This window comes from Ornithinibacillus bavariensis (genome assembly GCF_050433565.1).
Taxonomy (GTDB): Bacteria; Bacillota; Bacilli; order Bacillales; family Amphibacillaceae; genus Ornithinibacillus; species Ornithinibacillus bavariensis.
In genome coordinates, this window is record NZ_JBNPWZ010000001.1 from 173474 (window position 1) to 199088 (window position 25615).

23 protein-coding genes are annotated in these 25615 nt (G+C 38.4%); all 23 read left to right on the forward strand.

What is annotated here, in order from left to right; genetic code table 11:
• The first annotated feature begins 91 nt into the window (after positions 1-91).
• The 23 genes from HNR27_RS00790 (at position 92) to HNR27_RS00900 (ending at position 25546) form a co-directional block, all read left to right on the forward strand.
• The gene (locus HNR27_RS00790; protein WP_429338434.1) at positions 92-943 is read left to right on the forward strand and encodes a 3-hydroxybutyryl-CoA dehydrogenase; all 852 of its coding nucleotides are present in this window, start codon (positions 92-94) and stop codon (positions 941-943) included.
• A 67-nt stretch (positions 944-1010) separates the two neighbouring features.
• A complete protein-coding gene (locus HNR27_RS00795; RefSeq protein WP_429338435.1) occupies positions 1011-2141 on the forward strand; it encodes an acyl-CoA dehydrogenase in 1131 nt (376 codons plus the stop codon).
• 13 nt (positions 2142-2154) lie between these two features.
• Entirely contained in the window at positions 2155-3294 is a 1140-nt protein-coding gene (locus HNR27_RS00800; RefSeq protein WP_429338436.1) for an acyl-CoA dehydrogenase, read from the forward strand.
• A 14-nt stretch (positions 3295-3308) separates the two neighbouring features.
• Positions 3309-4241 carry a methylmalonyl Co-A mutase-associated GTPase MeaB gene (meaB, locus tag HNR27_RS00805; protein ID WP_429338437.1) on the forward strand — a complete coding sequence of 311 codons (933 nt, stop codon included), beginning with the start codon at positions 3309-3311 and terminating at the stop codon, positions 4239-4241.
• A gap of 5 nt (positions 4242-4246) precedes the next feature.
• The gene (locus HNR27_RS00810) at positions 4247-4864 is read left to right on the forward strand and encodes a TetR/AcrR family transcriptional regulator (RefSeq protein ID WP_429338438.1); all 618 of its coding nucleotides are present in this window, start codon (positions 4247-4249) and stop codon (positions 4862-4864) included.
• Positions 4865-4888: 24 nt separating this feature from the next.
• Complete coding sequence (icmF, locus tag HNR27_RS00815; RefSeq protein WP_429338823.1) at positions 4889-8134, forward strand: fused isobutyryl-CoA mutase/GTPase IcmF; 3246 nt, start codon at positions 4889-4891, stop codon at positions 8132-8134.
• 294 nt (positions 8135-8428) lie between these two features.
• A complete protein-coding gene (gene rpoE, locus HNR27_RS00820) occupies positions 8429-8995 on the forward strand; it encodes a DNA-directed RNA polymerase subunit delta (RefSeq protein WP_212920335.1) in 567 nt (188 codons plus the stop codon).
• A 324-nt stretch (positions 8996-9319) separates the two neighbouring features.
• Positions 9320-10930 carry a CTP synthase gene (pyrG, locus tag HNR27_RS00825; RefSeq protein ID WP_429338439.1) on the forward strand — a complete coding sequence of 537 codons (1611 nt, stop codon included), beginning with the start codon at positions 9320-9322 and terminating at the stop codon, positions 10928-10930.
• A 250-nt stretch (positions 10931-11180) separates the two neighbouring features.
• A complete protein-coding gene (locus HNR27_RS00830) occupies positions 11181-11543 on the forward strand; it encodes a response regulator (RefSeq protein WP_429338440.1) in 363 nt (120 codons plus the stop codon).
• Positions 11544-11677: 134 nt separating this feature from the next.
• On the forward strand, positions 11678-12532 hold the full coding sequence (locus HNR27_RS00835; protein WP_212920338.1) for a class II fructose-bisphosphate aldolase: 855 nt from the start codon (positions 11678-11680) through the stop codon (positions 12530-12532).
• A gap of 110 nt (positions 12533-12642) precedes the next feature.
• Positions 12643-13287 carry a fructose-6-phosphate aldolase gene (gene fsa / locus HNR27_RS00840; RefSeq protein WP_429338441.1) on the forward strand — a complete coding sequence of 215 codons (645 nt, stop codon included), beginning with the start codon at positions 12643-12645 and terminating at the stop codon, positions 13285-13287.
• A 204-nt stretch (positions 13288-13491) separates the two neighbouring features.
• Complete coding sequence (gene murA / locus HNR27_RS00845) at positions 13492-14781, forward strand: UDP-N-acetylglucosamine 1-carboxyvinyltransferase (protein ID WP_212920340.1); 1290 nt, start codon at positions 13492-13494, stop codon at positions 14779-14781.
• Positions 14782-14862: 81 nt separating this feature from the next.
• Positions 14863-15834: a class II fructose-bisphosphatase gene (gene glpX, locus HNR27_RS00850; protein WP_212920341.1), complete on the forward strand. Its 972-nt coding sequence runs from the start codon at positions 14863-14865 to the stop codon at positions 15832-15834.
• A gap of 448 nt (positions 15835-16282) precedes the next feature.
• Positions 16283-17563, forward strand: a complete 1281-nt coding sequence (gene rho / locus HNR27_RS00855; protein ID WP_212920597.1) for a transcription termination factor Rho — start codon at positions 16283-16285, stop codon at positions 17561-17563.
• Between the two features lie 169 nt (positions 17564-17732).
• Positions 17733-17978 carry a type B 50S ribosomal protein L31 gene (locus HNR27_RS00860; RefSeq protein ID WP_212920342.1) on the forward strand — a complete coding sequence of 82 codons (246 nt, stop codon included), beginning with the start codon at positions 17733-17735 and terminating at the stop codon, positions 17976-17978.
• A 204-nt stretch (positions 17979-18182) separates the two neighbouring features.
• A complete protein-coding gene (locus HNR27_RS00865; protein WP_212920343.1) occupies positions 18183-18803 on the forward strand; it encodes a thymidine kinase in 621 nt (206 codons plus the stop codon).
• A gap of 287 nt (positions 18804-19090) precedes the next feature.
• Positions 19091-20068, forward strand: coding sequence for a nuclease-related domain-containing protein (locus HNR27_RS00870; RefSeq protein ID WP_429338442.1), 978 nt, complete (start codon positions 19091-19093; stop codon positions 20066-20068).
• Positions 20069-20306: 238 nt separating this feature from the next.
• Positions 20307-21377, forward strand: coding sequence for a peptide chain release factor 1 (gene prfA / locus HNR27_RS00875; protein ID WP_212920345.1), 1071 nt, complete (start codon positions 20307-20309; stop codon positions 21375-21377).
• A 1-nt stretch (position 21378) separates the two neighbouring features.
• Positions 21379-22227, forward strand: coding sequence for a peptide chain release factor N(5)-glutamine methyltransferase (gene prmC / locus HNR27_RS00880; RefSeq protein ID WP_429338443.1), 849 nt, complete (start codon positions 21379-21381; stop codon positions 22225-22227).
• 341 nt (positions 22228-22568) lie between these two features.
• On the forward strand, positions 22569-23168 hold the full coding sequence (spoIIR, locus tag HNR27_RS00885; RefSeq protein ID WP_429338444.1) for a stage II sporulation protein R: 600 nt from the start codon (positions 22569-22571) through the stop codon (positions 23166-23168).
• 102 nt (positions 23169-23270) lie between these two features.
• Complete coding sequence (locus HNR27_RS00890) at positions 23271-23672, forward strand: hypothetical protein (RefSeq protein ID WP_212920348.1); 402 nt, start codon at positions 23271-23273, stop codon at positions 23670-23672.
• A 224-nt stretch (positions 23673-23896) separates the two neighbouring features.
• Positions 23897-24937, forward strand: coding sequence for an L-threonylcarbamoyladenylate synthase (locus HNR27_RS00895; protein WP_429338824.1), 1041 nt, complete (start codon positions 23897-23899; stop codon positions 24935-24937).
• A 60-nt stretch (positions 24938-24997) separates the two neighbouring features.
• Positions 24998-25546, forward strand: a complete 549-nt coding sequence (locus HNR27_RS00900) for a manganese efflux pump MntP (protein ID WP_212920350.1) — start codon at positions 24998-25000, stop codon at positions 25544-25546.
• The last annotated feature ends 69 nt before the right edge of the window (positions 25547-25615 follow it).

Here is a 25615-nt window from a genome sequence, read left to right on the forward strand (position 1 = left end):
CAAAATATTATGAAGCCAGAAAAGACACCTAGATACAAATTCTATTCATCTATCTTTTCTGGCTCTCTCTTCATACATAGGAGGTGCAAGGATGACTATTAAAACAGTAATGGTAATTGGTGCAGGACAAATGGGAGCAGGAATTGCTCAGGTTTTTGCACAAAGTGGTTTACAGGTATTTTTAAATGATATGAATGAAGTAGCACTTGATAAGGGAATGAAAAATATTGAAAAGCTATTAGCTCGTGCGGTGGAAAAGGGCCGCATGGAGGAGGAAGAAAAAAATAGCACATTGAGTAGATTAACCTCTACCACCACGATAAATGACGCACAGCACTGTGATCTAATTGTCGAAGCTGTTGTAGAAAATATGAATGTGAAAACCAAGGTGTTTAAACAGCTTGATGAGATAGCACCGAAGCATGCCATACTTGCTTCTAACACATCATCACTTCCAATTACTGAAATTGCAAGCGCTACCAATAGAGCTAGTCAAGTAATTGGAATGCATTTTATGAATCCGGTACCAGTAATGAAATTAGTTGAAATTATTCGTGGGCTACAAACTAGTGATGAAACATATCAGGCAATTGAAAACCTGACACATCAGCTAGGAAAAACTCCAGTTGAAGTGAGTGATTTTCCAGGCTTTGTTTCAAATCGCATTTTAATGCCAATGATTAATGAAGCGATTTATACCTTATATGAAGGAGTGGCATCGGTCGAGGATATTGATACTGTTATGAAGTTAGGTATGAACCATCCAATGGGGCCTTTGCAATTAGCTGATTTTATTGGACTAGATACATGTCTATATATTATGGAAGTATTGCATGAAGGATTTGGTGATAGTAAATATCGACCATGTCCATTATTAAGAAAGTATGTAAAAGCGGGATGGCTAGGGAAAAAGTCTGGAAGAGGTTTTTATCAATATGATTGAATTATTGTTACGGATTCCTAGACAATCACCTGAAGATGTTTGAAACAACGAGAGGGGGTAGCCGGTTATGCATTTTCGATTCACCGAGGAACAGCAGATGATGCGTAAAATGGTTCATGATTTTGCACAAAAAGAGGTACTACCAGAAATAGAACGAATGGAAAAGGAAGAACGCTTCCCAATTGAGGTCATTCGAAAGATGGGGGAGCTAGGTATTATGGGCATCCCCATTCCCGAAGAGTATCGTGGCTCTGGAATGGATTATACATCCTATATTATAGCAATTCATGAGTTATCAAAGGTTAGTGCAACATTAGGAGTTATATTATCTGTTCATACATCTGTAGGTACCAATCCTATCCTATTTTTCGGAACAGAGGAGCAAAAGCAAAACTATGTTCCAAAGCTAGCAACCGGTGAATACTTAGGAGCATTCGCATTAACAGAGCCCCAGGCTGGATCAGATGCCAAAAATGTAAAGACAACTGCCAAACGCGATGGAGATCATTATATTATAAATGGCTCAAAGGTGTTTATTACCAATGGTGGAGCTGCTGATACGTATATTACGTTTGCACGAACAGGTCCAGAGGAGATCAGTGCCTTTATTGTAGAAAAGGGGACAGAGGGATTTGTTATTGGAAAACAGGAAAAGAAGATGGGACTACACGGTTCCAGCACAGTTCAGTTAACGTTTGAAAACTGCCGTATAAAAAAGGAACAGCTACTTGGTAAAGAAGGTGAAGGCTTTAAAATTGCTATGTCTAATCTAAACAAAGGTCGGGTCGGCATTGCAGCACAGGCGCTTGGTATCGCTGAAGCGGCGCTAGAACATGCAACAAACTATGCCAAAGAACGGGAGCAGTTCGGAAAACCAATTGCTCATAATCAGGGTGTATCGTTTAAACTCGCAGATATGGCAACACAGGTAGAGTGTGCAAAGCTATTAGTCTATCAAGCAGCATCACTTATTGAAGAAAATAGACCATGTGCAAAGGAAGCTTCGATGGCAAAGCTATTTGCAACAAACACTGCAATGAAAACAGCAATTGAAGCAATACAGATTTTTGGTGGATATGGCTATACAGAAGAATATCAAGTGGAAAGACTCTTCCGTGATGCAAAAATCACGCAAATTTATGAGGGTACAAATGAAATCCAGCATATGGTTATTGCAAACCAAATATTGAATGCTTAGGAGGCTACGAAACATGAATTTTCAATTGACTGAAGAACAAGAAATGCTACGAAAAATGGTACAGGATTTTGCTAAGAAAGAGGTAGAACCAACAGCAGCAGAGCGTGATGAGGAAGAGCGTTTTGATCGTGAAATATTTAATAAAATGGCTGAACTTGGTCTAACCGGAATTCCTTGGCCAGAAGAATATGGTGGTATCGGTGCTGATTATGTAAGTTATGTCATTGCTGTAGAAGAGCTATCTCGAGTCTGCGCATCAACAGGTGTAACACTTTCCGCCCATTTATCACTAGCTAGCTGGCCAATTTATAAATACGGCTCAGAGGAACAAAAGAAAAACTTTTTAAATCGTTTAGCAACTGGTGAGGCTCTTGGAGCGTATGCTTTATCTGAGCCTGGTGCAGGAAGTGATGTCGCATCTATGAGAACAACTGCTAAGCTAGATGGTGATCACTATATACTAAATGGTAGCAAGGTTTGGATTACGAATGGTGGAGTCGCTGATATTTACGTTGTGTTCGCTAAGACCGATATTGATGCACGACATAAAGGAATAAGTGCGTTTATTGTGGAAAAGGGGACAGAAGGATTCACGTTTGGTAAGAAAGAGAAGAAGCTAGGAATTCGTTCATCACCGACAACCGAATTGATTTTTGAAAATTGTCGTGTACCAAAGGAGAACTTGCTTGGAAGTGAAGGAGAAGGCTTTAAGATTGCCATGACAACACTTGATGGTGGTCGCAATGGTATTGCTGCACAAGCTGTTGGAATCGCCCAAGGTGCCCTTGATGCTGCAATCAATTATGCAAAAGAGCGGGAACAATTTGGCAAACCAATTGCCCATAATCAAGGAATATCTTTCAAACTAGCAGATATGGCAACGGAAATAGAAGCTGCTCGTCTATTAACCTATCAAGCTGCATGGCTAGAATCTCAAGGGCTTCCATATGGGAAAGCATCTGCCATGTCGAAGCTATTTGCTGGAGACACTGCAATGCGTGTGACGGTTGAAGCGGTACAAGTTTTTGGAGGCTATGGTTATACAAAGGATTACCCGGTAGAACGCTATATGCGCGATGCAAAGATAACGCAAATCTATGAAGGTACACAAGAAGTACAACGTCTTGTGATTGGAAGAATGCTAACGAAATAGAAAGGATGTCCAGGATGCACCAGCTAGTGGAAAGGATTGCCAAACAAGATATACGAGCATTAGCGAAAGCAATCACGCTTGTAGAAAATGATTCTGAAGATAAGCTACAGATTATGCAGGATGCCTTTTTGCTCAAGAAGAATGGAATGTACGTTGGACTAACTGGTTCTCCTGGTGCAGGAAAAAGTTCATTAGTCAATCGATTGATTAGTCATATAAGAACGATGGGGAAGACAATTGCTGTCATTGCTGTTGACCCGTCCAGTCCATTTAGTGGTGGTGCACTACTTGGTGATCGGGTACGAATGAATGAACATTTCACTGATGATGGCGTTTATATCCGAAGTATGGCCACAAGAGGAAGTCTTGGAGGCCTTGCTCGTGCTACGAAGGATGCCATTCGATTATGTGATGCATATGGCTTTGATGTCATTCTAGTGGAAACGGTAGGTGTTGGACAGTCTGAACTAGATATCATGAAAATCGTTGATACCACAGCGGTAGTACTTACCCCGAATAGCGGAGATGTCATGCAGATTTTTAAAGCCGGAATCATGGAGATTGCTGATTTATTCGTTATTAATAAGGCAGATTTGCCTGGTGTCAATAAGCTTAAAGCCATGCTTAGAGAGCTAGTTCATATTACCAAGAAAGAAGAACATCCAACTGCTATCGTTAAAACGATTACGACAGAGAATGAAGGCATTGATTTACTTTGGGAGAAAATTGAAGAGCATCATACCTACCTGTATCACACCAACGAAGGAGAAAAACGCCGTAGTATGCAATATCATTTGGAATTAGTTGAATTGATACGGGAGGAAATCTGGCGAGATGTGGATAAATTCATTACGACTCATGTTGATTTTCCCAAGGACCTACAAAGCGTAGATCCTTATCGACTTGCAAGCGTTTGGTATGAGAAATGGAAGAAAGAAGGGAGATAGACGAATTGAGTGAAAACAAGGTCCTATCTTCTGTTAAAGATGAGGAATTAATTAAAAAACGCCGAGATCAAATGATAAAAGGTGCGTTAATCCTTTTTAAGGAAAAAGGATTTCACCGAACTACAACACGTGAAATAGCTAAGGAATCGGGCTTCAGTATTGGAACCCTGTATGAATATATTCGTACGAAGGAAGATGTTTTATATCTTGTTTGTGATTCGATTCATGGTGAAGTAAAGAAACGCTTGGAAGCTGTCGTAGACTTAAAACAGCCTTCAACAGAGAATCTATGTAATGTCATTACCTCATTTTTTCATTTAATGGATGAAATGCAAGAGGAAATTTTAATTTTATATCAAGAGGTAAAGTCCTTAAGCAAGGAAACAAGAGTTTACATCTTGCAAAAAGAACGAGAAATGGCTGACATGCTGGAAAAAGCGATTATTACTTGTTTACCTCATAAACTAGCAAAACAGGATACGGCACTCCTAGCAAACAACATATTAATTCAAGGACATATGTGGGGGTTTCGCAGATGGATGGTCCAAAAGGAATTTACGTTAGAGGAATATATCGAAAGACAGTTGAATTTTGCATTACGTTCCATGGGAATAAAATCATAAAAATTTGAATTGGAAGGGTTGATGATGGTGCAAGCAACAATACCTTATAAAACAAAGCATCCAGTTCGTTTTGTGACTGCATCAAGTTTATTTGATGGTCATGATGCATCCATTAACATTATGCGTCGAATCTTACAATCAAGTGGCGCTGAGGTTATTCATTTAGGCCATAACCGCTCGGTTGAAGAGGTTGTTCATGCTGCTATCCAGGAGGATGTGCAAGGAATCGCAATTTCCTCTTATCAAGGTGGGCATGTCGAATACTTTAAATACATGGTTGATTTATTAAAAGAACTTGGTGCGGAGCATATTAAAGTATTTGGTGGCGGTGGTGGAGTTATCATCCCACGTGAAATAAAGGAATTACATCAATATGGTGTGACACGAATCTTCTCCCCAGATGATGGTAGGGAGCTTGGACTTCAGGGGATGATTAATGTCATGTTAGAGGAGTGTGACTTCCTACCACCTTTTGATTTAAACTTGCAGCTAGAAAAATTACGCAGTGGAGATCGTCAGGCAATTGCTAGAATGATAACCTTTGTGGAAAATGAAGAGACAAATCTTAAAGAAAAACAATCGATACTTGAGGAACTAAGCAAATATGTTGATGACTCCATCCCAGTTCTAGGAATTACAGGTACTGGTGGTGCTGGGAAAAGCTCCCTGACAGACGAGCTAATCAGACGCTTCATTAATGAAATACCAAACCGTAAAATTGCAATTATCTCCGTTGATCCAACAAAACGTAAAACAGGTGGCGCACTTCTTGGTGACCGAATTCGCATGAATGCAATTTTTACGGAACGCGTGTACATGCGCTCTCTTGCAACAAGAGATTCAAGAAGTGAGCTCTCAAAGGCGATTGAGGATGTTATTCAGATTATTCGTGCCTCAGGCTTTGATTTTATTTTTGTCGAGACAAGTGGAATCGGGCAGGGGGATGCGGCAATAACCGAGATTACAGACCTATCCATGTATGTGATGACCTCCGAATATGGTGCACCTACTCAGCTTGAAAAAATTGATATGATAGATTTTGCGGATTTTATTGTAATTAATAAATTTGAACAGAAGGGTTCAGAGGATGCATTAAATCAAGTTCGCAAGCAATATGAAAGAAGCCATATGCTTTTCCATCAAGACAAAAAAACGTTTCCTGTATTTGGAACGATTGCTAGCCAGTTTAATGATTCAGGTACAAATGCATTATTTGCGGCTATAATCGACAAATTAAATGACAAGTACAATTGGGATGAAAAAGTAGGTTTTGATCGTCATACCGTCTCGGAAAAGCAAAATCTAATCATACCGAACGATCGACGTCATTACTTACGTGAAATTGCTAGTCATGTCCGTAATTATCATAAACAAGCGAAGGAGCAGAGTGAGGTTGCTCGTAGATTGTATCAGCTACAAGGTGCTATTGAAATAGCAGAGGATGAAACAGTTAAGAACAAATTAAATAAAACCTATACAACCTATGAAGCTAAGCTACATCCTAATGCAAAAAAATTATTGGAATCCTGGGATTCGTTAAAGGAACAGTATTCAGGGGATACATTTACTTTTAAGGTTCGTAATAAGGAAATTCAGATGGATCTCACTACAGAATCCCTAGCAGGCCTGAAAATTCCTAAGGTTGTATTTCCAAAATATATGGACTGGGGGGAAAGACTCCTATGGCAGCTAAGGGAAAACGTTCCAGGGGCTTTTCCGTTTACAGCGGGAGTGTTCCCCTTCAAGCGTCAAGGGGAGGATCCAACACGTCAGTTTGCTGGTGAAGGAACCCCAGAACGCACGAACCGACGCTTCCATTATTTATCCAAAAACGATGACGCAAAACGACTTTCAACGGCCTTTGACTCGGTAACATTATATGGAGAGGACCCAGCCTATCGTCCAGACATTTATGGAAAGGTCGGAGAAAGTGGTGTGAATGTTTGTACATTAGAGGATATGAAAAAGCTGTATAAAGGATTTGATTTAACGAATCCATTAACATCAGTTTCAATGACAATAAATGGGCCAGCACCGATTATATTAGCCATGTTCTTTAACACGGCAATTGATCAACAGATAAATAAATTTGAACAGGAAAACGGGCGTAAACCTAATAATGAAGAATATGAAACCATAAAACGGGAGACATTAGCAGTTGTTCGTGGTACTGTCCAAGCAGATATTCTAAAAGAGGATCAAGGACAAAACACCTGTATTTTCTCTACGGAATTCGCATTACGAATGATGGGAGATATTCAACAATACTTTATCGATCATAATGTTCGTAATTATTATTCCGTATCTATTTCTGGTTATCACATTGCTGAGGCTGGAGCGAATCCTATTACCCAGCTTGCGTTTACTTTAGCTAATGGTTTTACGTATGTAGAATATTATTTGAGCCGTGGGATGGATATTAATCAATTTGCACCGAATTTATCCTTCTTTTTCTCGAACGGGCTAGACCCTGAGTACACGGTAATTGGTCGAGTTGCACGTCGGATTTGGGCTATAACGATGCGAGACAAATACGGTGCTAATGAACGTAGTCAAAAGCTGAAATATCATATTCAAACTTCTGGACGTTCCTTACATGCACAGGAAATTGATTTTAATGATATTCGTACGACCCTACAAGCATTAATTGCTATTCAAGATAATACAAACTCACTTCATACGAATGCTTATGATGAGGCAATAACCACCCCAACAGAGGAATCCGTTCGTCGGGCAATGGCAATTCAGATGATTATTAACCGTGAGTTTGGTTTGACTAAGAATGAAAATTCATTACAGGGGTCCTTTATCGTGGAGGAGCTAACCGATTTAGTCGAAGAAGCGGTTCTTCAAGAATTTGAACGAATCAATGATCGAGGTGGGGTATTAGGAGCCATGGAACGCCAATACCAACGAGGCAAAATCCAGGAGGAGTCCTTATATTATGAAGGAAAGAAGCATTCCGGTGAACTTCCAATCATTGGAGTGAACACTTACTTGAATCCTAATCCACCGTCTGAGGAAGCAATTGATTCGATGGAATTGGCTCGAGCAACAACAGAAGAAAAAGAACATCAAATTCAGCAATTAAAGGAGTTCCAAGAAAAGAATATAGATCAAGCTGGTCCAGCTTTGGAACGGTTAAAATCCGTTGCCGAATCAGGTGGGAATATCTTTGAAGAACTAATGGAAACAGTAAAATTTGCGAGTCTAGGTCAAATCACAAACGCCCTTTACCAAGTCGGTGGCAAATATCGAAGGAATATGTAACAACTAGAATTGAAGACGCTCAGTTTGGAAAAACAGAGAATAAATTTCCGATAGTTCCAGGGTGCTATTAAACAAAAGTGGAAGCACGTTGATTTATCGTATACCTTCAGCCACAAATAAGTAAGAATGTAAATAAATTTGATAAATTCCCTAAGATTTGTTTATAATGAATGATAGCTTTATGACTATACACCGTTATAAACAGTTTCCATCAAGAATAATTCCTTCTTGTGAATTAACTTTTCAATAGAAAATATGTGGAATTTTATATTAAAGAAAAGGGAGTGCGGTATTGTGAGCTTGGAAAATCTTAGCCGCGAGGATATCAAAAGCATGTCAATGCTTGAATTAGCAAAGGAAATTTTACTTGTAGAAAAGAAAGCAATGGATTTCAGAGATATTTTCAACAAAATAGCTGAAATGAAAGAGCTAACTGCAGATCAAAGAGACGATCTATTATCACAATTTTACACAGATATAAATGTGGATGGTAGATTTATTACATTGGGCTCTAACATGTGGGGACTGAAACGCTGGTATCCTGTTGAGCAAATGGATGAAGATATTCAAAATGAACCGAAGAAGAAGAAAAAGGCGAAGAAGAAGCTATTAGACGAGGACGATGATTTAGATTTAGAATTAGATGATGATGAAATAGATCTTGATCTAGAAGATGAAGTGGAAGACGACATTGATGAAGAGGAAGACTTCATTGATCTTGATGATGAAGACGATGAAGACTTTGATGACATTGATGAAGAAGAATACGATTTCGATGAAGACGAAGATCTTGAAGATGAGGAATTAGACGAATTAGATGAGATTGATGAGGAAGACGAAGAATTTGAAGATGAAAAGTAATGTTTTGACTGCTTGACTTTTTTTGGACAGGTGAGTACAATTTATATTGGGCTCTTAAAAACAATTAATTACAAGCGTTTCCCCTAACTATGGGGAGACGCTTTTTGTGTTTTATACAAGCTTTAATCGGGAATCTATTCCCTAGTGGTAGAAAAGAGTTTTTTCTTTTCTATATAAGTAGAATTGCTAAGAAGCAGATTCTTTCTATAAAAAACCACTGGGGAGTTTTGTATTTCTAGGATTCATCATCAAGAATGTGTACACACTAAATGAAACAGTGGTCGTACTTATAATCTATTATCATACACAGAAAGAGGGATAATTGTGGCTAAATACATTTTTGTCACAGGTGGCGTAGTGTCATCATTAGGAAAAGGAATTACAGCAGCATCATTAGGGAGATTATTAAAGAATCGTGGACTCAAGGTTACTATTCAAAAGTTTGATCCATATATCAATGTCGATCCAGGTACAATGAGCCCGTATCAGCATGGGGAGGTTTTTGTAACAGATGATGGTGCAGAAACAGACCTTGATTTAGGTCATTATGAACGATTTATTGATGAGAATTTAAATAAGTATAGCAATATTACAACTGGTAAGGTGTATTCAAATGTGATAAGAAAGGAACGTCGCGGAGACTATTTAGGTGGAACAGTACAAGTAATCCCACATATTACTAATGAAATTAAAGATCAGGTTTTCCGTGCGAGTGAGGCAACAGGAGCAGATGTGGTAATTACTGAAATAGGTGGAACAGTTGGTGATATTGAGTCTCTTCCATTCTTAGAAGCAATTCGTCAGGTGAAGAATGAAGTAGGTAGACGAAATGTTATGTATTTGCATTGTACACTTGTTCCTTTTATTAAAGCAGCAGGAGAATTAAAAACAAAGCCTACCCAACACAGCGTTAAGGAATTGCGTTCATTAGGTATCCAACCTGATGCGGTAATTTTGCGAACAGAACATGGAATCAGCCAAGAAATGAAGGATAAAATTGCATTATTTTGTGATACTCGCAAGGAAGCCGTCATTGAAATGCGGGATGCAGAAAATCTTTATCAAATTCCATTAGCCCTCCAAGAGCAACAATTGGATCAGCTTGTATGTAATCACTTTGGTATAGAAACTGCACCAGCAGATATGACGGAGTGGAAGGAATTAGTTGATCGTGTGAGTCATCTGAAGAAAAAAATCGATATAGGTTTGGTCGGTAAATATGTAGAATTACAGGATGCCTATATTTCTGTGGTGGAATCATTAAAGCATGCAGGATATGTGTTTGATACAGATATAAATGTTCATTGGATTAATGCGGAAAAATTAGATGAAAATGCAATCCATGAAGAGCTTTCACATGTGGATGGTGTTATAGTGCCAGGTGGTTTTGGTGATAGAGGTATTGAAGGAAAGATCCAAGCTATTCGCTATGCAAGGGAAAATAAGATACCTTTCCTAGGCATTTGCTTAGGCATGCAATTAGCAACGGTTGAATTTGCACGTAATGTATTAGGATATACAGATGCTCATTCAGCTGAAATTAATCCAGCTACGACTCATCCAGTCATTGATCTACTTCCAGAGCAAAAAGATGTTAAGGATTTAGGTGGAACATTACGTTTAGGCTTATACCCTGTGAAATTAAAGGATGGTACGAAAACCAAAGCGGCCTATGACAATCAGGAAGTAATTGAAGAGAGACATCGTCATCGTTATGAGTTTAATAACGAGTATCGTGAAGAAATGGAAGCCAAAGGATTAATCTTTTCTGGAACTAGTCCAGATGGAAGATTAGTGGAAACAATTGAAATTTCGGATCACCCTTGGTTTGTAGCTAGTCAATTTCACCCAGAATTTAAGTCGCGCCCAACTAGGCCCGGAAGCCTATTTAAAGGTTTTATAGGAGCATCAGTAGAACATAGTAACCATAAATAGAGAACGCAATAAGAAAATAATAGTAGAAAAGTCGCAAAATATGCCAATATTAGGCACATTTCGCGACTTTTTTGATATATTCAACTTATAGTTTAGTGATCGAATGAAGTGGGTAAACAATAAGGATGTTCTTTACAAAAGGATTAACAATAAATAAAGGTATAAAATACCAAAAAAATGTTCGTTAAAAAGAAGGAAATTTTGTTCTTTATATCGAATATGTTTAGCAAAAGGGGGATGTTGTCATAAAATGAAAAAGAAAATTTTGATTGTAGACGACGAGGCGGGGATACGATTATTGCTAGAGGATCTACTAGAAAGTGATGGACACGAAATCTTTACCGCAAAAAACGGAAAAGAAGCACTTGAGCTATTATCTATACATACGTTCGACCTATTAATAATAGATTACAAGCTTCCGATTACGGATGGAGTTGAAGTAATCAAGCAATTAGAGAAAGAGCATAAAGAACTATCTATTATAGTAATGAGTGGTTTAGTTGAAAACATTAAGGATGAAGTAATTACCTTACGAAATGTAAAAAAAGTATTATCAAAACCATTTAATGTGCTTGAGGTAAAGGAATTTGTTAATCAGTTATTAGTGCAATAGTAATTTTCTGAAAAGTTCGCGAGTAATTACATAAGCCCTATAACCTTGCATCTAGCTAATGGACTTTGGTATTCTAAAATGGAAAGTGAACTATAGTGAATGGACTTTTCATTCTTTTAAAAGGAGGAAATCAAATGCCATTAGTATCGATGAAAGAGATGCTAGAAAAAGGTAAAGAAAACGGCTATGCAGTTGGTCAATTCAATATTAATAATTTGGAGTATATACAAGCAATCCTACAAGCTGCCGAGGAAGAAAAATCCCCTGTTATTTTAGGTGTATCAGAAGGCGCAGGTAAATACATGGGTGGTTTTAAGGTTGTTGTAGCGATGGTAAAATCGTTAATGGAGGAATATGGTACAACTGTTCCAGTTGCAATCCATCTTGACCATGGTTCAAGCTATGAAAAATGTGAACAAGCAATCGAAGCTGGATTTACATCTGTAATGATTGATGCTTCACATTCTCCAATTGATGAGAATATTGCCATTACAAAGAAAGTTGTGGAACTGGCACATTCACGTGGGGTATCTGTTGAAGCAGAGGTTGGAACAGTTGGAGGAGAAGAAGACGGTGTCATTGGCGGAATTAATTATGCCGATCCTAAGGAATGCGTGCGTCTTGTAAAAGAGGCAGGTATAGACTGTTTAGCTCCTGCTCTTGGTTCTGTTCATGGACCATATCAAGGTGAACCAAACCTTGGCTTTAAAGAAATGGAAGAAATATTAAACCTAACTCAGGTTCCATTAGTGCTACATGGCGGAACAGGAATTCCTACAAAGGATATTCAAAAGGCTATATCATTTGGAACAGCGAAGATTAACGTAAATACAGAGAACCAAATGGCACAAGCTAAAGCAGTTCGTAAGGTTTTAGATGAAAAACCTAATCTATACGATCCACGCAAATACCTTGGACCAGGAACTGAAGCAATTAAGCAGACTGTCATCGGCAAAATGCGTGAATTTGGTTCTTCAAACAGAGCTTAAATTTAAAATAGTATAGTAAAATAGAAATGCCCTTTCAGATAAGTACTTTTTTATAAACTCATCTGTTTGGGCAGTTCCTGTAATTATAGACAGAAACGGGGAGGGTAAAAATGAAATTTTTCATTGATACAGCTAACATTGATGAGATACGTTCTGCAAATCAATTAGGGGTCTTAGCAGGTGTAACAACTAATCCAAGCCTTGTAGCGAAAGAAGGTGTGTCCTTTCATGATCGCTTAAAGGAAATAACTGCAGAGGTTACAGAGGGCTCGGTCAGTGCAGAGGTAATCGCGGAGGATGCAGAGGGAATGATTGAGGAAGGAATGGAATTAGCAGCAATCGCTCCTAACATCACGATTAAAGTGCCAATGACCTTAGAGGGTTTGAAGGCTGTCAAAGCATTTAGTGATAAGAAGATTAAAACCAATGTCACACTTATTTTTAATGCGAATCAAGCATTATTAGCTGCACGCGCAGGAGCAACCTATGTATCTCCTTTTCTTGGCAGATTAGATGACATTGGTCATGATGGAATGCAATTAATCGCAACGATTGCCGAGATTTTTGATAAACACCATATTGCAACGGAAATCATTGCAGCAAGTATTAGACATCCGCTACACGTGACGGATGCGGCTTTGAATGGTGCACATATTGCTACTGTACCTTATTCAGTTCTTAGTCAGTTAGTCAAGCATCCATTAACTGACCAGGGAATTGAGAAGTTTCTAGCGGATTGGAACAAACGAAATTAATAATCATGGAATAAATAGAGAATGACCAAACTATGAATAGATAACAACTAGTATTCCATCTAGACGTTTAAAACATGAAGAAAATATATTCATGAGCTATACTAGTGATAGTTAAGTTAGATAACATAATAAATATGTGTGAGTCTGCTTTATAATGGTTATCCCTTTATAAAACAGTCTCAACCTCAAAAGCGGGGTTTTAAAATGCAAAAGATGATAGTAGAGGGCGGTCATGTCTTAAACGGAAAAGTACGCATCAGTGGAGCAAAAAACAGCGCAGTAGCACTTCTCCCAGCTGCAATACTTGCGGACTCGGAGGTTACGATAGAAGGACTGCCACAAATTTCAGATGTATATACACTAAGTGATTTATTAGAGGAAATAGGCGGGAATGTGTCTTGGGATGGACAGACCATACATATTAACCCGGAAAATATGATTTCAATGCCACTTCCAAATGGAAAGGTCAAAAAGCTTCGTGCTTCCTATTATTTTATGGGAGCAATGCTTGGTAAATTTAAAAAGGCAGTTATTGGTCTTCCAGGTGGCTGTTTTCTAGGACCACGTCCAATTGACCAGCATATTAAAGGCTTTGAAGCACTTGGTGCGGAGGTAACCAATGAACAGGGTGCCATCTACCTGCGGGCAAATGAATTACGTGGTGCACGAATTTATCTTGACGTTGTAAGTGTTGGAGCCACCATCAATATTATGCTTGCTGCTGTAAAAGCAAAGGGTAAAACCATTATTGAAAACGCAGCTAAAGAGCCAGAAATTATTGATGTTGCTACCTTACTAACCAATATGGGTGCAAAGATAAAAGGTGTGGGGACAGATGTGATACGAATTGAAGGAGTCCCTTCTTTGCACGGGTGCAGACATACGATCATTCCAGACCGTATCGAAGCAGGCACATATGCGATTGCTGCGGCTGCGGCTGGTAATGAAGTAATTATCGATAATGTGATTCCACAGCATTTAGAATCACTTCTTGCAAAACTGCGTGAGATGGGTATCACCGTAGAAGACTCAGACGATCAACTATATATTGCTCGTGCAAAAAACCCACTAAAGAGTGTTGATATTAAAACGTTAGTATATCCTGGATTCCCAACAGATTTACAGCAGCCATTTACAAGCCTACTAACAAAAGCACATCATACCGGGGTTGTAACAGATACCATTTATTCTGCTCGGCTTAAGCATATTGATGAATTGCGAAGAATGAATGCTTTGATTAAGGTCGAGGGTGGTTCAGCTATTGTATCTGGACCGGTTAATCTTGAGGGGGCACGTGTCAAAGCAAGTGACCTTCGAGCAGGAGCAGCGTTAGTAATTGCGGGCTTAATGGCTAATGGAATAACTGAAATTACTGGGCTAGAACATATTGATCGAGGATATGAAAATATGACAGAGAAATTAAATAGCCTTGGTGCTAACATTTGGCGTGAGGATATGTCTGAAGAGGAAGAATTACAATTCCAAAATTCTTAGAAAAAGGTACTTTTCAAAGTTATCCGTTTCATTGATTAGACCTTTGGGATGAGGCTATTTTCAAGTAGGGAGATGGATAAGATGGAAAGAAGTTTAACAATGGAAATCGTGCGCGTTACAGAGGCAGCAGCTCTTGCATCTGCCCGTTGGATGGGTAGAGGAAAAAAGGAAGAGGCTGATGATGCTGCAACTACGGCAATGCGCGATGTTTTTAATACTATTCCAATGCAAGGCACGGTTGTTATTGGAGAAGGCGAAATGGATGAAGCACCAATGCTTTATATTGGTGAAAAACTGGGTACTGGCGTGGGACCAAAGGTAGATATAGCGGTTGATCCATTAGAAGGAACCAATATTGTAGCACGAGGAACCACTAATGCACTTGCAGTAATTGCTATTGGTGACCATGGGCAAGTTCTTCATGCGCCAGATATGTACATGAAAAAAATAGCTGTCGGGCCAGAAGCAGTTGGTAAGATAGATATCAATGCATCAACCATTGACAATTTAAAAGCTGTAGCAGAAGCAAAAAACAAAGATATTGAAGATCTAGTTGTCATGATTATGGATCGTCCACGTCATGAAAAGGTGATTGATGAGATTCGTGCAGCTGGTGCAAGAATTAAGCTATTTCAAGATGGTGATGTAGCCGCAGCCATTAATACTGCTTTTGATAACACTGGTGTCGATTTGTTTATGGGCATTGGTGGAGCACCAGAGGGGGTAATTGCTGCTATTGCTTTAAAATGTCTAGGTGGTGAGATGCAAGGACAGCTTGTGCCTCAAAATGATGCAGAGATAGAACGATGCAAGAAAATGGGTATTCCTGATATTAACAAAATCTTCTATATGGATGATTTATGTGGTGGAGAAGATGCTATCTTTGCTGCAACAGGCGTTACTGATGGAGAGCTCTTAAAGGGAGTTCAGTATAAAGGTTCGAAAGCAAGAACGCAAACTGTAGTAATGCGCGCCAAGAGTGGAACAGTACGTTTTATTGATGGCGAGCATAGTCTTAAGAAGAAGCCAAATCTAGTCATGAAACCAGAATAAGTAGTAAATCTCCTTCTGTATTTATGCAGAAGGAGATTTGTTAACTAATCTGCAAATTAACTGGAAGGTGCCTTTATATCAGTACTTTCCAATCCCTCACGATAACTATTTCTTCAAAAAAAGTATTGAATATTCCAATTAAAACGTTTAACATTGGAAATGTTTAAGATAAGAGTTGTTTGGATACGATACAAAATAATAAGTCAAAAAACTGGAAATAATAATGCGAGGATGTATAAAATTTAAAAACTTCTATTCTAGCTTCTTAATATTCTTCCCTTCTACGCAAAGTATTCACATCAGGAAGTAATATCTCATATATTCGAATCAGATAAGCCTTATCAAGGATTAAAAGAATCAGACCCCTTACTGCGTATTTGTACCATACATACTCAGGAATGTATCTATCAAAATAGTAAAAATGTTAAAGGAATAGGCGTGATGAATGATGGCTGAACTAACATTAAGTAAACTTCAGGAATTAACATTAAAAGAAATTTATGCCTTAGCAAGAGAATATAAGGTATCCTATTATGCAAAATTAACTAAAAAAGAATTAATATTTTCCATTTTAAAAGCACAGGCAGAAAAAGATGGATTTCTATTTATGGATGGAGTATTAGAAATTATTCCGTCAGAGGGCTTCGGTTTCTTGCGACCAATTAACTACTCTGCTAGTGCGGAGGATATTTATATTTCTGCATCGCAAATCCGTAGATTTGATTTGAGAAACGGGGATAAAGTATCAGGGAAGGTACGCCCGCCGAAGGAAAATGAACGATATTATGGATTACTCCATGTTGATGCTGTAAACGGAGAGGACCCTGACTCGTCGAAGGAGCGTGTACACTTTCCAGCCCTAACAGCATTATATCCAGATCGTCTCATCAAGCTAGAGACAGCATCAAACAAACTTTCAACAAGAATTATGGATTTAATGGCACCTGTTGGATTTGGACAGCGGGGACTTATTGTCGCACCACCTAAGGCTGGTAAAACGATGCTGTTAAAGGAAATAGCAAACAGTATTACCTTAAACCATCCAGAAGCAAAATTAATTATTTTATTAGTAGACGAGCGTCCAGAAGAGGTAACAGATATCGAACGTTCCGTTAGCCCAGAGGTTGATGTAGTAAGTTCGACATTTGATGAAGTACCAGAAAACCATATTAAAGTATCAGAGCTTGTTTTGGAACGAGCAATGCGACTAGTAGAGCACAAACGGGACGTCATTGTATTAATGGATAGTATTACCCGTTTGGCGCGGGCATACAATTTAGTTATTCCACCTAGTGGTCGTACACTTTCTGGTGGTATTGACCCCGCAGCATTCCACCGTCCAAAGCGTTTCTTTGGAGCAGCCCGAAATATTGAAGAGGGTGGTAGCTTCACGATACTGGCAACGGCACTCGTCGATACAGGATCACGTATGGATGATGTCATTTATGAAGAATTCAAAGGAACCGGTAATATGGAGCTACATTTAGACCGTAACCTGGCAAACCGGAGAATTTTCCCTGCAATCGATATTTTACGTTCAGGCACTCGTAAAGAAGAGCTTTTAGTTGAAAAAAGTCAGTTAGACACGATGTGGGCGATTCGCAAAACAATGCAGGACTCACCAGACTTTCTCGAACGTTTCCTAAGAAGATTAAAAGCATCCGAAACAAATGAGGAATTTTTACAAAAAGTGGAAGAAGAAATGCAGCGTAAACGTGGCTCGAAGTAATTAAACGAAGCTAGAAACTAATTTTCTCTATTATTTCATATAATTGTACTTGAAATCAGTGTTCCGCACTGTTATAATTTTTTAGTGAGTTTAGAAAAGGTTTATACCTACCTGAGGCTCTAAAATAACTCTGTTTCCAAAGGATTCAGGGCAGAAGGAGTGGAAAGACATGAAAGAAGGAATTCATCCTGAGTACAGAAAAGTAGTATTTTTGGATACTAGCTCAGACTTCAAATTCTTAAGCGGCTCTACGAAATACTCAGACGAAACAATTGAGTGGGAAGATGGTAACACATACCCATTAATTCGTGTTGAGATCAGTTCAGAATCACATCCATTCTATACTGGTAAGCAAAAAACTGACACAGTTGGTGGACGTGTTGATCGCTTCAAGAAGAAATATAATATGAAATAAGATGATTATAACTGCATAGCAGTGTGGTCAATGATACAATCTTGGGTGAGTTTACTCATGCCGGTAAGAAACAGGCAAATCTTTAGTGCTTTGCCTGTTTTTTATTTAGCTGATGGGGAAGGATAAACCTGTATCGGCTAGCTATAACTAATTATTGGACTAATACTTTTTAAACATAGAAGATACGAAGGGAGATCCCGATACATGTATGTTATGAATCAAAGCGGCTGGCTAGAAGTAATCTGTGGCAGCATGTTTTCTGGTAAATCCGAAGAACTGATCCGTAGAGTAAGAAGAGCAACTTATGCCAACCAAAAAATTCAAGTGTTTAAACCTGCAATTGATAATCGCTATGATGATGTTGCCGTAGTTTCTCACAATGGGAACTCAGTAAGAGCAATTCCAGTCAATAGCTCAGCAGAAATCTTTGAAAAAATAGAATCGAATGTAGAAATCGTAGGAATTGATGAAGCACAATTCTTCGATGAAGATATAGTCTATGTAGCAGAACAACTGGCAGACCGGGGTATCCGTGTTATAGCTGCTGGTCTCGACCTAGACTTCCGTGGTGAGCCATTCGGCCCAATGCCAGAGCTTATGACTCTTGCTGAATCTGTTACGAAACTTAATGCGATTTGCCCAATCTGTGGATCTCCCGCAAGTCGCACACAGCGCTTAATAAATGGACAACCAGCATCCTATAACGACCCCATTATCCTAGTTGGGGCATCTGAATCGTATGAACCAAGATGTCGCCATCACCACGAAGTCCCAAACCGCCCAACTAGTGCGGGAATGCGGAAGTTGCTAAATGTTGGAAAGTAAGTTATTTGATATTCGAGAAGAGCATCTTATGGGGTGCTCTTTTTTGGTTGAGTTGTGTTGTAAAGTGGATATTCGCTGATATATTTGCAAAAACGCTGATAAAATTTAATGTGCGCTGATATTTTTAATAAATCGCTGATATAACAAATTATTCGCTGATAACAAGCTCGAGTGCGCTGATAAATGCTATTCATCTAATCAGAAGAATGAATAACATTTTTTTGTTTAAAAGAGGGATTATTTGTTGTTTGTAGAATTTGTAATAGGGAAGGAGGAGATAAGAAGAAATGATAGTGAAACACCGTATTAAGCCAAAGGAACTGTATAAATTAGAAGCAGCTGTAAGAAGAGTTACACAAACACATCCCTACTATGAAAGGTTACAAATGGATTTAAAGAGGAAGAGACGGCAAATTACAGGTGAGAAAGAAGTAGATTATCCACTTCGTTTCTTAGAGGAGAAAGAAAACTTAATACTCCATGACTTACGCCTTAAGGATGAACAAGGTTATTTCCAAATTGATTCGCTAATTATATGTAAGAAGTATTGTTTAATCTTAGAAATGAAGAATTGGTACGGAACCATTCTATTTGATGAGAATAATCAAGTTATTAGAATAGGTGACGATGGTAAAGAAGAAGGATTCCCCAATCCAATTCCTCAAGCACAGCTTCAGCAATATCGGCTAAAAAAATGGTTGTACAAAATTGGTATTACAGCTCATCCAGTTGAATACCTAGTGGTTATTAGCTTTCCCAGTACAATTATTAAAGCCACCCCCAAAAGTAAAATCCCTGAGAGAGTCGTCCACAGCAAACAGTTAATATTTCATATTCATAAATTAGATAATCTGTATACTCCAACCACAATCACAATTAGAAAACTCACTAATGTAGCAAAACGGCTAGTTGAAGCCCATCAAGAAAGTGACAGGAACTTTTTCGATTCATACCGAGTAACAATTAATGACCTTATTAGAGGAGTGTTTTGTCCAGAGTGCTCTTATGTGCCAATGATAAGGGAACATCAAAAATGGGTATGTTCTAAATGTGGATTTCAATCAACGGATGCTCACATACAGGCATTATCAGACTATAGCTATTTAATTAGTTCAACGATTACTAATAAAGCAGCAAGAGAATTTTTACAGGTTAGTTCACCACACGTAGTGAAAAGATTGCTTCAGCAAGGGGGCTATGAGCAGATTGGGATCAATAAAGGGCGAAAGTATAGGTTAGATTCTTTAAGAATACAAAATCGCTGATAAGTAGAAAAATACGCTGATAAAATAATGTAAACGCTGATAAATGGCAAGATTCGCTGATAAAATGAATAAAGTCGCTGATATAACACATTATTCACAGAAACAGTCAAAGAGACGATGACATTTTCTTTCGAAGTTCTGATTAGGTTCCTTGTACCATCTCGTTTTTTAAAGATATTTTGACCTCTACCCCTTTGTATACTATAATTATACTGTTAATCTGAGTGAGGTGACCGTGATGTTAGATCGATTACAAGCTTTAGAAGATCGTTATAATAAATTAAATGAGCTATTAAGTGATCCGGAAGTAATTAGTGATACAAATAAATTGCGAGAGTATTCCAAGGAGCAGTCTGGACTGGAGGATGTGGTTCAGGCGTATCGTGAATATAAAGAAGTAACAGAGCAGCTGAAGGACGCTAAGGAAATGCTGGAGGATGACTTAGACAAAGAGATGTATGATATGGTTAAATCAGAAATCTCTGAGCTTAGTAAGTTAAAAGAAGAGTTGGAAGAGAAAATGAAGATTCTTCTATTACCAAAGGACCCGAATGATGACAAGGATGTATTCGTGGAAATTCGTGGTGCTGCTGGTGGGGATGAGGCTGCATTATTTGCTGGGGACTTGTACCGCATGTATACACGTTATGTAGAGAGTCAAGGATGGAAAGCAGAAGTAATGGATGCACATACTACCGGTGTTGGTGGATATAAAGAAATCATTTTCATGGTAAAAGGTCAGGGTGCTTACTCTAAGCTGAAGTTTGAAAATGGAGCTCATCGTGTTCAACGTGTTCCAGAAACCGAATCTGGTGGCCGAATTCATACATCTACTGCAACGGTTGCTGTTTTACCTGAGGCTGAAGAGGTAGAAGTGGAGCTTCATGATAAGGATATCCGTGTGGATCTATTTGCATCCAGTGGACCAGGGGGACAAAGTGTTAACACGACCATGTCTGCTGTGCGTTTAACACACATACCAACAGGAATTGTTGTTTCGATGCAGGATGAAAAGTCACAGATTAAAAACAAAGAAAAAGCAATGAAGATACTTCGTGCTCGTGTATATGATAAATTCCAACAGGAAGCACAGGCCGAGTATGATGAACACCGTAAAATGGCCGTTGGAACTGGGGACCGTTCGGAGCGAATTCGCACGTATAATTTTCCACAAAATCGTGTAACAGATCACCGAATTGGACTTACCATTCAAAAGCTTGATCAAATTCTAGAGGGTAAGCTAGATGAAGTGATTGATGCATTGATTATGGAAGAGCAAGCCAAAAAACTAGAGCAAATTGGTGAATAACATGTCTCAAAAACAATATGAAGTCCTACAGTGGGCTTCTCTTTTTTTAGAAAAAAATAATCGTGAAACACGTGTAGCTGATTTATTACTTCAGCATCATTTAGGTGTATCGAGAACACAGTTCTATGCCCGAATGAGAGATGAGATTCCGAATGAAATTGTGGAAAAATTTCACGCTGACATCGAGGACCATGTGAAGACTGGTGTGCCAATTCAGCATTTAACTGGCTATGAACACTTTTATGGCAGAAAATTTTCCGTTAACTCACATGTTTTAATTCCTCGTCCTGAAACCGAGGAGCTTGTGCAACATGTAATAAACCACTTACCAGAAAATGAATCAATTACGATTGTGGATGTAGGTACAGGCAGTGGTGTTATTGCTATTACTCTTGCACTGGAAATTCCTAATGCAAAGATTATTGCTACGGATATTTCCGAAGAAGCGCTCCGAACAGCTAGAGCGAATGCGAGAAATTTACAAGCAAATATTACCTTTTTACAAGGAGATTTTCTCGAACCTGTCATCGATAAAAATATTAAAGCAGACATAGTAGTTTCTAATCCACCATATATTTCCGAGGCAGAGAGGGAGGAACTTTCTGATACGGTTGTAAATCATGATCCAGAATTAGCATTGTTTGCAGCGGAAAATGGACTGGCAGCCTATCAGAAAATCTGCAGCCAGCTCCCACAAGTGATACTACCGAATGGTAGTGTAGCCTTTGAAATTGGCTATTTACAAGGTGAAGCAGTTCAAGCACTTATTAAGGAAAAGTTTCCTAAAAGCACGACAAATATAATCAAGGATATCAATGGAAAAGATAGAATCGTTTTTGCTCAACTTTAAACAGCTAAACTTACTGAAAAAACATGAAACTGCCCGGATATGGTTCGAAAAGAAATCGCCATGGAAGGTGCAGTTTTATTTTTTGTAAATAAAGCTATAGTAGTCATTCATATTATTTCTCGATGGTTATTATCGAATATATTGGCCAGAAGATGCTGCTTCATTTCTCTTTCCTCTCTTAGAAAATAAATAAAGTCTATGATTGTCTTATCATTCTCATAAAACTTTAAAAATTACTAGATTAGTAGTTTAAAAATTCTTCTCTAAGACCATACTGTGACTACATGGAAATATTAGGACAGGGGGAACTATTCTCATGTTCTGTTATGGGGGAAGAGGAAATGAAAAAACTAACGATTATCCTAATTATTCTCATTATCATTGCAGTCTCATTACCTGTAAAGGGTAAAGGGCAAGAAAATTATTCGGATTATCAGGTTATTCCTGATGATGCAATTCGTTTACGGATTCTAGCAAATAGTGATAACGAAGCAGACCAACAAATTAAGCGCATAGTAAGAGATCAGGTAAATGCTGCTATTACCGATTGGGTAGCCGATATTTCAGATATTGAAGAAGCTCGAGCCTTATTAGAAAATAGGATTCCTGAAATTAAAGATATTGTAAAGAGAACGTTAGAAGAAGAAGGGGAAAATAGGAGCTTTGATGTAGAATATAATGATAGTGTAAGCTTTCCTACAAAAATTTACGGATCCTACCTATATCCTGCAGGTGAATACGAAGCTATATTAATTACGATTGGTGAGGGAGAAGGCTCTAATTGGTGGTGTGTTTTATTTCCGCCTCTTTGTTTCTTAGATTTTTCTAATGGTATTAGTGTGGCAGAAGCAAGTCCTGGTGGATTTGAAGAGGAACAGGTAGATGAAGAAAAAGGATTAAAAATTAAATTTTTCCTATTAGAATGGCTAGGATGGTCATAGAATAATAAGTCTCTGCATAAAATGATAGAGAAGCAAGACTCTGATAAAGATTGATAGAGCTTGTTTTCTATAAAAATTCTTTCGCAGATAGAGGTGGGAAAAATGAAAGTATTAATCGCAAGTGAGGTACCGATAGAAAAGGTCGAAGCATTTATTAACACCACAGATCAAGTGGATAAGGAAAGCTTAATTCAGGATGGTTATCTGGTCGAAATAAATGGTGAAATCAAGGCTTGCTTTGTGCTCTCCTCTGTAAAGGGTGGAGTTTACTGGTTAAAACAGCTCTACATTGCTAAAGAAGCAGCTATGAATCTACCTATACTATTTGAAACAATTATTGTATTAGTAAAAGAAAAACGAGCAAAAAAACTTTATGTACATAGTCACCAACCAATTGTGGATATCTTATTAGATGCACTACAATTCCATCCACAAAATGAAGCAATAGATATTCAGAGCTACCAGCAGAATGAGGGGAATTGGTGGGCATATGAAGTTTCCTAATCGTTATGGGATTATACACAAATAAATGTGCACAACCTGTGGAGAACCCTGTTAATAAAGATAAATTTTGTGGATAATGGGTTAATATGTGGATATTAATGACGTATGTTTCAAAAAATCTGTGGATAAACTGCAGATTATTTCTTTTTTGTGGATAAACTTCTCTCTTTGCGAAACAGTTTTTAATCCGCTAAAATAAGGAAAGAAGAGAGGTAGTATTTATGATTGATACGAGACGATGGAACATAGTCAAAAATATAAATAAAAGTAATGAAATGATCCAAGAGGCAGCAAACTATCTAATAATTGGTGACACAGTAGCATTTCCTACAGAGACTGTATATGGATTAGGTGCAGATGCAACCAATAAGGATGCTGTCGCAAAAATTTTTCAAGCAAAAGGTCGTCCACAGGACAATCCACTAATTGCACATGTTGCAACAAAAGAACAGCTACTAAATCTCGTGACAAACGTCCCTGACTATGTGGATAGACTCATTGAAACATTTTCACCTGGGCCAATAACCTATGTACTTCCAAGTAATGGAGTATGTGCGGAAAACGTAACCGCGGGCTTGTCAACAATAGGGGTACGTATCCCAAGTCATCCAGTCGCACTTGCTTTAATAAAGGCGTGTGGGTTGCCTATTGCAGCACCAAGTGCAAATATATCTGGTAAGCCTAGTCCAACGACAGCAGATCATGTATGGGAGGATCTCTCTGGAAGAATTGCTGGAGTTGTGGATGGTGGGCCAACTGGTGTAGGGGTAGAATCAACTGTGATTGATTGTACACAGGATATTCCAGTAATCCTAAGACCAGGTGGTATTACTTTGGAAGAGTTGGAAGTGGTTGTTGGCAAGGTTCTGATTGATCCGGCTTTTGAAAAAGGGGAAACAAAAGAAAAGCCGAAAGCCCCTGGAATGAAGTATAAGCATTACGCACCAGAGGTTCCAATGTGGCTTATCGATGGGGACTTCAAGCATATGCAACAAGTAATAAACAATTTAATTGCAGATGGAAAAAGTGTTGGCGTGTTAGCGAATCGGAATACCTTAGAAAGATTGTCATCAGAGGAAAAAGTATATGCCCATTCGCTAGGTGAATCATTAGAGGATGTAGCTGCCAATTTATATGATGGTTTACGTAGCTTCAAATATGGAGAAGTAGATATCATATTATGTGAAACCTACCAAGAAATTGGGATCGGACTAGCTATCATGAATCGCCTGAAAAAGGCAGCTAGCAAACTAATACATGAATAACTATCATATTTCCCCTCTGGACATCATATAGTTTAAAAGCATGTCCAAGGGGGACGAATAATGGAAAAGGCTTTAGGTGAATTTTTATCTCTTTTCTTCATGGCAATAGCTGTCGGAATGGATGCATTTTCGGTGAGCCTAGGGCTTGGGATGCAAATGATTCGGTTAAAACGCATCGCAATTATTGGCATAGTAATTGGGATGTTCCATTTCCTTTTGCCTTTTTTAGGAATTGTTCTAGGAACATTAATTTCAGCGCGAATTGGTGAATGGACAATGTTAACAGGAGGATTAATACTGTTTGGGATAGGTGCTCATATGGTATTTTCTGCTTTTAATCACAAGGCTGTTAAAGTCATCCAAACGACAGGATTCGGTCTAATCCTATTTGCTTTAAGTGTAAGCATCGATAGCTTTTCTGTTGGCCTGAGCTTAGGACTTTCCAACGTTAAAACGGTCTTAACCCTAATATTATTTGGAGCAACTAGCATGATGTTAACATGGGCAGGAATGATTATAGGAAGAAAAGTACATGGATTTTTAGGTGCCTATAGTGAGATACTTGGCGGAAGTATTCTATGTGGCCTGGGACTTTATATCATTTTTTAGATTTCATATAAAGAAGTCTGACTCAAATAATAACTGGAGTCCAGACTTCTTTTTAGATTATAGATAAGG